Origin of the sequence: Frateuria sp., assembly GCF_035695185.1 — a bacterium.
Lineage (GTDB): Bacteria > Pseudomonadota > Gammaproteobacteria > Xanthomonadales > Rhodanobacteraceae > Frateuria_A.
In genome coordinates this window covers 19,190-29,049 of the sequence record NZ_DASSES010000062.1, presented here as the reverse complement: position 1 = coordinate 29,049, position 9,860 = coordinate 19,190, and the positions used below count along the sequence as shown (strand labels likewise).

Sequence of the window (9,860 nt, the reverse complement as noted above, 5' to 3'; positions counted from 1 at the left end):
GCCGCGTCAGCGACGTGTTGCAGGGCGGCGACAACTCCGCCGCTGCCGCCGACGGACTGGCGCGCGACTCCGCGACCTATGCCGGCGTGCTGAACCAGCTTTCGGCGAGCGCTCCGCCGGAAGGCAAGCAGATCCTCGCCGACGTGCAGAAGACCTGGTCGCAACTGGATGCCCCGGTGCACAAGCTGATCGCCGCCGCGCCGACCATCGTCGCGGTCAAGGACGCCTCCAACCAGGCCTCCCTCGATTCCGGCGACGTGCTGGCGAAAGCCAAGAGCGTGGCCGACACGCTCGGCAAGATCCGCTCCGCGCCGGTGTATTTCTGGGCGTTCCCGAACGTCGCCATCGGTGCGCTGTGCGCGGTGCTGGCCGTTTTCTTCGCGGTACTGCTGGCGATCAACTTCGTCTACAGCGAGCGCCGCCGCTCGGTCGAGAGCCGCAGCCTCAACGAACGCAACCAGCAAGCCATCATGCGGCTGCTGGACGAAATGGGATCGCTCGCGGAAGGCGACCTCACCGTCAAGGCGACCGTGACCGAGGACATTACCGGCGCGATCGCGGACTCGGTGAACTTCGCGGTGGAAGCGTTGCGATCCCTGGTGACGACCATCAACGAGACCGCCGTGCAGGTATCGGCGGCCGCGCAGGAAACCCAGGCCACCGCCATGCATCTGGCCGAAGCCGCGCAGCATCAGGCGCAGCAGATCACCTCGGCTTCCGCAAAGATCAACGAAATGGCCGTGTCCATTGACCAGGTGTCGAAGAACTCCGCCGACAGCGCCGAGGTGGCGCAGCGCTCGGTGAAAATCGCCTCCAATGGTGCGGCGATCGTGCGGCAGACGATCAGCGGCATGGACTCGATCCGCGAGCAGATCCAGGAGACCTCCAAGCGCATCAAGCGCCTCGGCGAGTCGTCGCAGGAAATCGGCTCGATCGTGGAACTGATCAACGACATCGCCGAGCAGACCAACATTCTGGCGTTGAACGCGGCCATCCAGGCGGCCTCGGCCGGTGAGGCGGGCCGCGGTTTCGCGGTGGTGGCGGACGAAGTGCAGCGTCTGGCGGAACGCTCCGCCAGCGCGACCAAGCGAATCGAGACGCTGGTGCAGACCATTCAGTCCGATACCAACGAAGCGGTCAGCTCGATGGAGCAGACCACTTCCGAGGTGGTCGCCGGTGCGCGCCTGGCCGAGGACGCCGGCAGCGCACTGGGCGACATCGAGCGCGTCTCGCACGACCTGTCGGCGCTGATTCAGAACATCTCCACCGCGGCGCGCCAGCAGTCCGCGGCGGCGACCGACATTTCGCAGTCGATGAACGCGATCCAGGAAATCACTTCGCAGACCTCGCAGGGCGCGAGCCAGACGGCCGACTCGATCGGTTACCTGGCGCAGCTGGCGAGCGACCTGCGGCGCTCGGTGGCGCACTTCAAGCTGCCGGGTTGATCAACGTTTACCGACAGAGGGCAACCTCGAACGGTTGCGCGATGCGCGTGTAGCGCGCAGCCGCTCAAGAGGGGCGCATGAGACTTCAAGACCACATCGATTTCACCACCCTGCAGTGGGTCAAGCCGGAACTCGACGAGACCCTGGCGCAGGCCCGCGAGGCGCTGGAGTCCTACGTAGAGAACCCCGGCAAGCGCGAGGTCATGCGCACCTGCGTGGACCACCTGCACCAGGTCCAGGGCACCCTGCGCATGGTCGAGCTCTATGGCGCGGCGATGGTTGCAGAGGAGATGGAAACCCTCGCCATCTGCCTGCTGGAGGACCACATCCGCCAGCGCGAGGACGCTTTCGGCGCCCTGATGCGCGGCCTGATGCAGTTGCCCGATTATCTCGAGCGCCTCTCCGGCGGCCACCGCGACGTGCCGGTCGTGCTGCTGCCGCTGCTCAACGACCTGCGCGCCAGCCGCGACCAGCAGGCCTTGTCCGAGGCTGCGCTGTTCAGTCCGAACCTGGAGCAGGCGCTGCCGGTGCAGGCGCCGGGCGCCCAGGGCGAGGTCGACGTCGCTGCCCAGCGCAGCGCGATCACCACGCTGCGCCTGCGCTTCCAGCAGCAACTGCTCGCCTGGTTCCGGGGGCAGAACGCGCCGCAGCAGCTGATCGGCATGCGCGAGACGCTGATGGGCATCGCCGGGCGCTGCTGGACCGTGCCCGGTCGCCGCCTGTGGTGGATCGCTGCCGGTGTGCTGGAGGGTCTGGAGCAAGGCATGCTCAAGAGCCATGCGGCCGAGATCCGCCAGCTGATCGGCAAGGTCGACCGCAACATCCGCCAGCTGGTCGAGCAGGGCGAGGCCAGCCTGCGTGGCGGCGATGCCGACGAACTCGCCAGCAAGCTGCTCTACATCGTGGCGCAGGCCCGCCAGGCCAGCCCGCAGATGGCGCTGCTGAAGCAGACCTACCGGCTGGACAGCCTGCTGCCCGACGCCGCCGAGCTGGAACACGCGCGTGGCTCGATGGCGGGCCACAACCGCGCGCTGCTCGACTCGGTCTCCAAGGCGCTCAAGGAAGACCTGCTGCGGGTGAAGGAAGCCCTCGACCTTTTCCTGCGCCAGAGCGATGGCGATCCCGCGCAGCTGGCCGCGCAGGGCGAGGTGCTCGAGCGCGTGGGCGACACGCTGGGCATGCTGGCGCTGGCCGTGCCGCGCCGCGTGGTCAACGAACAGCGCCGTGTCCTGGAAGAGATCGCGCACAAGGTGCGTGCGCCTGAAGAAGGTGTACTGCTGGACGTCGCAGGCGCGCTTCTCTATGTCGAATCCTCGCTCGATGACCACATCGAAAGCCTCGGTGCGGAGGACGGCCCGGCTGACGACGCCCTGCCGGTCGAGGGCGACGCCGTGCCCGCGCTGCCGCGCAGCGAGGCACGCAGCATCCTCGCATCGCTCATGCAGGAGGCGATCGCCAACGCTGCCAAGGTCAAGGACGCCATCGTCGCCTTCGTCGAGGCCGGCTGGGACCACACCCAGCTGCACGGTACCCCGGCGCTGATGGACGAAGTGGCCGGCGCGATGCGCATGCTTTCCGCGCCGCGTCCGTCCGAGCTGGCCGAAGGCATCGGCCGGTTCATCGGCAACGAGATGCTCGTCGACCGGCGGGTGCCGGGCAGCGCGCAGATGGACCACCTGGCCGATGCGCTGGCCGCACTGGAGTACTACCTCGAGGCTGCCCGCGAGCACCGCGGCGGGCTGGAACATATCCTGGACGTGGCGGAGCATAGCCTGGGCGCGCTCGGCTACTGGCCGCTGCCGGCCGCCCGGGCGGCCGAGGCCTATGAAATCCCGGTGCCGGTCGCCGCCGAGGAGCCGGCCGAACCGTCGCTGTCCGAGCCGGTCAGCCTGGTCGACGGTGCCGGCCTGGACGATCTGGTGGTAGGCAGCAGCGCACCGCTGCAGCCCGTGGCGCACGAGCTGGCCGGCCTGCGCCTGGCGCAGACCGAGCCGCTCGCCGTGTCCCCGGAAGCCAATGACGGCGACGACTGGATCGAGGTCGAGGAAGAAGTTGTCGAGGAAGTACCGGTTGCCGATGCCCTGGCCGGCAACGCCGGTTTCCAGCTGGGAACCGAGGGTATCGACGACGACATCCGCGAGATCTTCCTGGAGGAAATGCAGGAGGAAATCGACAACCTCCGCAATGCACAGCAGGCATGGCTGGCCGATCCGGCGCAACTGGCCGCGATCACCCCGATCCGCCGCTCCTTCCACACGCTCAAGGGATCCGGCCGCCTGGTCGGTGCCAGCGTGCTCGGCGAATTCGCCTGGAAGGTGGAAAACATGCTCAACCGCGTGCTGGATGCCACCATCCAGCCGCACGACGGCGTGCAGGCGCTCGTTCGCGCCGCTATCGATGCACTTCCGCAACTGCTCGCCGCCCTCAGGGGCGAAGGCGCTCCGACTGCACCGCTGGCGGCGATCATGGCGACAGCAGATCGTCTGGCCGCCGGTGAAATGGCTCTGGTCAACGACCACGCCTCCACCGCCACGGAGACCGTCCGCCGGGTCGTGCGCCGCCGCGTGCCGCGCCTGGATGCCGCCGTCGAGGCCGTGCCGGTGGCCGCCCACACGGACCAGACCGCGGCCGCAGAAGCGAGGCACGAAACGGCCGAATCGATCGAACTACCGGTGATGCCGCCGGTCGATCCGGTGCTGCTGGAAATCCTGCGCAGCGAAGTGGCGCAGTACCTGCAGGCGATCCGCGGCGCACTGGCCCGGGCCGACGGCGAGCTGCGCATCGACGATGCCCTGCTGCGCGCGGTGCACACCCTGCACGGCGCCATCGCGATGGTGGACATTCCGCTGCTGACCCAGCTGCTTTCACCGCTGGAAAGCCTGCTCAAGCGACTGCGCGCGGCCAGCCAACCGCTGTCCGAGGAAGGCACCCGGTTGCTTGCGCAATCGGCCGACGTGGTCGACCACGTGATGGCGCAGTTCGATGCGTCCGAACCGCAGCTGCCGTCGGTGGACGCGCTCACGGCCCGCTTGACCGAGCTGCGCGACAGCCAGCCCGAACCCAAGGTCGCCCATGTGCTGTTCGACCCGCACGCGGAAGAGCTGCCCACCGACCTCCCGGACGACGCCGTTGCCGCGGCGCTCGATGCCGGCCTGGATGACGCGCTCGGCGAGCCGGACGCGGTGGCGATCCCCACCGGGACCGAGGAACATGACGAGCACGACGCCTATGCCGGCGAGCTGCTGGCGGCACTCGACGCGTTCGATCTGGAATCCTCCGAGGCCAGCGAGTCCGTGGCCCCGGCAGCAGACGCTGGTCAGGTGGACGACGAGGAAAGCCTGACGGCCCTGCTGGACAGCTTGCTGAACGAGCCCACCGAAGAGCTACCTCGTGCCGCCCAGGCATCCGAGGGCGCCGCGATGGAGGGTGCGACGGAACCGTCCGACGAGCAGGCCGGCGAACCGGAGCTGGAAGGCGAACTGGACAGCGCCACGCCGCTACCCGGGCAGCCGGACGCTCCGTTCCAGGCCCTGGAAGCGGAGGCCCCCGCGGTACCGGAAGGCACGAGCGAGAGCGACCTGGCGCCATCGGCGGAGGCGGTGAGTGGGCTCCCGGACCAGGGCGCCGATCCGCTAGAAGCCCCGGTCGCCGAGACCATGGACGCCGAAGCCTCGGTGGAGCCGACCCCGGTGGCCGACGAGGCTGCGACCGAGGCCGTCGCGCCGGTTGCCACCGACCCTGCGCCCGCGCAGCCCTGGAGCGGCCAGATCGATCCGGATCTGCTGGAGATCTTCACCGAGGAAGCGCACGAACTGCTCGATCACGCCGACGGCCTGCTCGCCCAGTGGCGCGCCGAGCCGGGCGAGACCGCGCATGCCGTCGGCGTCCAGCGCGACCTGCACACGCTCAAGGGCGGCGCGCGCATCGCCGGCCTGGTGCCGGTAGGCGACCTGACCCATGCCATCGAGACCCTGCTGGAAAAGCCGGTCGGCGAGCGCGACACCGCGCAGCTGATCGGTGCGCTCGAGGCCGGCTTCGACACCCTGCATTCGCTGGTAAAGCGCGTCTCCCAGGGGCAGCCGATCGAGTATCCGCAGGCCTTGATCGACCGCCTGCTGGCCATGGCCGGCGAGGAAGCGCTGGCCGACGAAGGCCACCAGCCCGCCTCGGCCGCTCCGCCATCGGCCCGGGTGCCGGCCGCACCACTGCCGGAATTGCTGCCGGAACTGCTGCCCGAGCGCGAGGAAGAGGAAGTCCGCTCCACGCAGGAACAGATCCGCGTCCGCGCCGAACTGCTCGATAACCTGGTCAACCACGCCGGCGAGGTGGCGATCTACCGCTCGCGCCTGGAGCAGCAGGTCGCCGGCTACCGTTTCAACCTGGTCGAACTCGACCAGACGGTGCAGCGTCTTCGCAGTCAGTTGCGCATGCTGGAAATCGAAACCGAAGCGCAGATCATCGCGCGCTTCCAGCGCGAGCACCGCGAGGCAGGCATCGGCGTGTTCGACCCTCTCGAGCTCGACCGCTTCTCGCAGTTGCAGCAGTACTCGCGTGCGCTGGCCGAGTCGGTGTCCGACCTTGTCTCGATCCAGAACATGCTGGACGAGCTCACCCGCCAGTCCGAAACCCTGCTGATCCAGCAGTCGCGCGTCAGCGCCGAGCTGCAGGACGGCCTGTTGCGCACCCGCATGCTGCCGTTCGACACGATGGTGCCGAACCTGCGCCGCACGCTGCGCCAGGCCGCGCAGGAACAAGGCAAGAGCGCCCAGCTGTACGTCGAGGGCGCCCATGGCGAAATGGACCGTAACCTGCTCGATCGCATCAAGGCGCCGTTCGAACACATGCTGCGCAACGCCATCGCGCACGGCATCGAGTCGCCGGCGGACCGTCGCAAGGCAGGCAAGCCGACCGAGGGCGCAGTGCGTATCCGGGTCGCCCGCGAAGCGACCGAGGTCGTGGTGCGTGTGAGCGACGATGGGCGTGGCCTGGATCGTGAGGCGATCCGCGCCCGCGCAATCGAGCGTGGCCTGCTGCGTCCGGACTCGCGCCCCAGCGAGGACCAGCTGCTCGGCCTGATCACGCAGACCGGCTTCTCCACCGCCAGCCACGTCACGCAGCTCGCCGGTCGCGGCGTCGGCATGGACGTGGTGGCGAACGAGATCAAGCAGCTTGGCGGTTCGCTCGCGATCGAATCGCAGCAGGGACAGGGCACCACCTTCGTCCTGCGCCTGCCGTTCACCCTGGCGGTGACCCAGGCAATCGTGGTGCGCATCGGCGAGGCGACCTTCGCCATTCCGATGACCTCGGTGCAGGGCGTGGCGCGTATCAGCCCGGATGACCTCGCCGCGCGACTGGGCGAGGAACGCCCGACCTTCGACTACAGCGGCGACGCCTACGGCATCCACGACCTGGCCGACCTGCTGGGCCTGCAGCCCAACCCGGTGATCGAGGAAGAGCAGCTGCCCCTGCTGCTCACCCGTGCCGGCGACCTGCGTGCGGCGATCCGCATCGACGCGGTGATCGGCTCGCGCGAGATCGTGGTCAAGTCGGTAGGCCCGCAGGTGAGTTCGGTGCCGGGCGTGCTCGGCGCCACCATCATGGGCGACGGCTCGGTGCTGATCATTCTCGACCTCCCGCCGCTGGTCCGTCACGGCATCGCACGCCGCGAGCAGCGCCTCGCCGACGGCCTGAGCGCCATCGCCTCGCCGCTGATCGAGGAGCAGCGCGCCAAGCCGCTGGTCATGGTGGTCGACGATTCGATCACCATGCGCAAGGTCACCGGCCGCGTGCTGGAACGCCACGACTACGAGGTGTTCACCGCGAAGGATGGCGTCGACGCGCTGGAGAAGCTGCACGACCGCGTGCCGGACATGATGCTGCTGGACATCGAGATGCCGCGCATGGACGGTTACGAGCTCGCCACGCAGATGAAGGCGGACCCCCGTCTGCGCGACGTGCCGATCATCATGATCACCTCGCGTACCGGTGACAAACACCGTCAGCGTGCCTTCGACATCGGCGTCGACCGCTACCTCGGCAAGCCCTACCAGGAAGCGGAACTGCTGGCCCAGATCGCCGAAGTGCTGGAGCAGCGCGCGATGGCGATGGAGGCGGTCCATGGCTGAGGCGGTACCGGCGGTCGCGCTGCTGTTCGACGACGCAGGCCTGGGTGAGCAGTTGCGCAGTGCCTTGCAGGAGCGCGGTGCGCGGATCGTCCACGAAGGTCCGCTGAAGGGCTTGAGCCGCGACCTGCTCTCGTCGGTCGATGCCGACGTGCTGGTTGTCAACCTCGACGACGAGGACGACAGCGCCGTCGACCACCTGGATGAAGCCCTGGAGGGCGATCGGCCGCGCGTGGTCTTCAACGATGCCCAGGCCAGCCGCCGCCTGGAGGGTTGGGACCGGGCGCGCTGGGCGCGCCACCTGGCGATGAAGGTACTGGCGATCGGCGACGCTGATCCCCCGCGACCGCCTGCGCCAGCCGAGGCGACGGCCGACGGCCTGGTCGCGGCGGCACGGGCGACCGAGCCTGCACTGGCCGACGCCGGCATCGGCAGTGCCGAGGAGGCGCCACAGGTCGACGAGGAAGCGCGCCAGGCTGCTGTTTCCGAAACCCTCGCGGCCGAGCTGGAAGCCTTGCTTGCTTCCGATGCACCTGCCGAGGAGACCAACGATTTCGGGAACGGCCTGAACTATGCAGCGGGCGAGGGCGTTTCGCTGCATGACGGCAGCTTCGGATCCGGCGTCCATGCCGATACGGTCGCCGGCTTGATCGACCCGTCGACGCCGCCGGCCCCGTCACTCGCGACGGTTGACGAACCCGCGATACCAGCCGGGCTCGAGCTGGCCGGGATCGACCAGGCCGGTACCAGTGCGCCCGGGGCGGGAGCCGCCTCCGTGGAGCCGGGCGCTTCGTTCCAGCTCGACCACCTCGAACTGGCGCCCATCGGGAACGAAACGGTCCCTGCGGCGACCCACGCGAGCGAGGCGCCGGTGGCACCGGCCCGCGCTTCCGACAGTTGGTCACTGCTGGACGATGATGAACCCGCCGCCGCCCCGGCCGCCTTCGGTATCGAGAAGGTCAGCGCTGCCGATTACCTCGCCCCGGCGGCCGCTCCGGTCGAGGACACCACCAACGACTTCGGCATCGAGAAGGTCAGTGCTGCCGATTACCTTGCCCCCGAAGCCGACGGCGACGTCTCGCCCGTCGTCCCGGGCCTGAGCCTGGAGCTGGTCTCCCTCGAGGAGGCGATCGCCCCGCAGGGTTTCGCCCCGGCCCACGAAATGATCCTCGAGGCGCCGGCCAACTGGCTGCCGATGCTGGTAGTGCTTGGCGCCACGACCGAGAGCACGGGGTCGGTCGGTGAATTCCTGGCCGCGCTGCCTCCGGGGCTGCGCGCCACGATCCTGCATACCCAGCACCTGGCCGGTCGCCCGGCCGACGGTCTGGTCGAGCATTTCGCGTCGCAATGTGCCCTGCCGGTCCGCCTGGCCGAGCCCGGCTTGCGGGTGGGCGCGGGCGAGGTCGTCGTGGTGCCGTCGGATCGGCAGGTCACCGTGCGTCGCGACGGCTCGATCGAGCTGCAGCCGGTCGACGCGCGCGCGACGCACGCACCGTCGATCGACGCCAGCTTCAGCCAGGCTGCCGAGGCCTTCGGCCGCGACGTGGTGGCGATCGTGTTCGCCGGCCGCTCCACCGATGCCGTCGCCGGTTGCCAGGCGGTTCGCGACCGCGGCGGCCAGGTCTGGGTCGAGGCCAGCGGCAGTGCGCACGTCTCCGACATGGTCAGCGGCGTGCTGGCCGAGAACCTGTCCCATCAGGCCGGCACGCCCCGTGAACTGGCGGCGCGCCTGGCCGAGCACCATATGGAAGGCCAGCCATGAGCGAACAAACCCTGCCGCGCGAAATCCGTTGCGTCCTGGTGCCGGTAGGTCAACTGCGCCTGCTGCTGCCCAACGCGACCGTGGCCGAAGTGATCACCCTGCCGACGCCCGAGCCGGTCGAGGGTGCTCCCGAATGGCTGCTGGGTCGTATCGCCTGGCGTGGCTGGCGTGTGCCGCTGGTCTCCTTCACCAAACTCGCCGGCGCCCCCGAGGGCGATGCCGACCTGGCGGTCCGCGTGGCCGTGCTCAAGGCGCTGGGCAACAATGCCAGGCTACCCTTCGTGGCGGTGGTGACGCAGGGCTTCCCGCGGCTGACCACGCTCAACGCCGAGCTGATCATTCCGACGCACGACGGGGCGTCCCTGCCTCCGGGCGTCAAGGCGCAGGTGCTGGTGCGCGATGACATCGCGGTCATTCCGGACCTGGAAGGCATTGAAGCGGAGCTGTCCGCGTTGCTGAGCCTGGACGAGCAAGCCGGGGCCGCCTGAAGGCCGGTGGCGTCGCGCGCGTAACCGTGCACGCCTGGCGCAG

General features: G+C 69.2%; 4 protein-coding genes. All 4 read left to right on the top strand.

The annotated features are described in order from the left end of the window. Window positions 1-1,445: methyl-accepting chemotaxis protein (locus tag VFH59_RS04425; RefSeq protein WP_325163673.1), on the top strand; the 1,445-nt coding region annotated here is incomplete at its 5' end. Window positions 1,446-1,522: 77 nt separating this feature from the next. Continuing rightward, window positions 1,523-7,570 carry an Hpt domain-containing protein gene (locus tag VFH59_RS04420; RefSeq protein WP_325163672.1) on the top strand — a complete coding sequence of 2,016 codons (6,048 nt, stop codon included), beginning with the start codon at window positions 1,523-1,525 and terminating at the stop codon, window positions 7,568-7,570. Next, a complete protein-coding gene (locus VFH59_RS04415) occupies window positions 7,563-9,329 on the top strand; it encodes a chemotaxis protein CheB (RefSeq protein WP_325163671.1) in 1,767 nt (588 codons plus the stop codon). Before VFH59_RS04420 ends, VFH59_RS04415 begins: the two co-directional genes overlap by 8 nt. Continuing rightward, window positions 9,326-9,817, top strand: a complete 492-nt coding sequence (locus VFH59_RS04410) for a chemotaxis protein CheW (RefSeq protein ID WP_325163670.1) — start codon at window positions 9,326-9,328, stop codon at window positions 9,815-9,817. The genes VFH59_RS04415 and VFH59_RS04410 overlap by 4 nt, the downstream gene beginning before the upstream one ends. Window positions 9,818-9,860 lie beyond the last annotated feature (43 nt).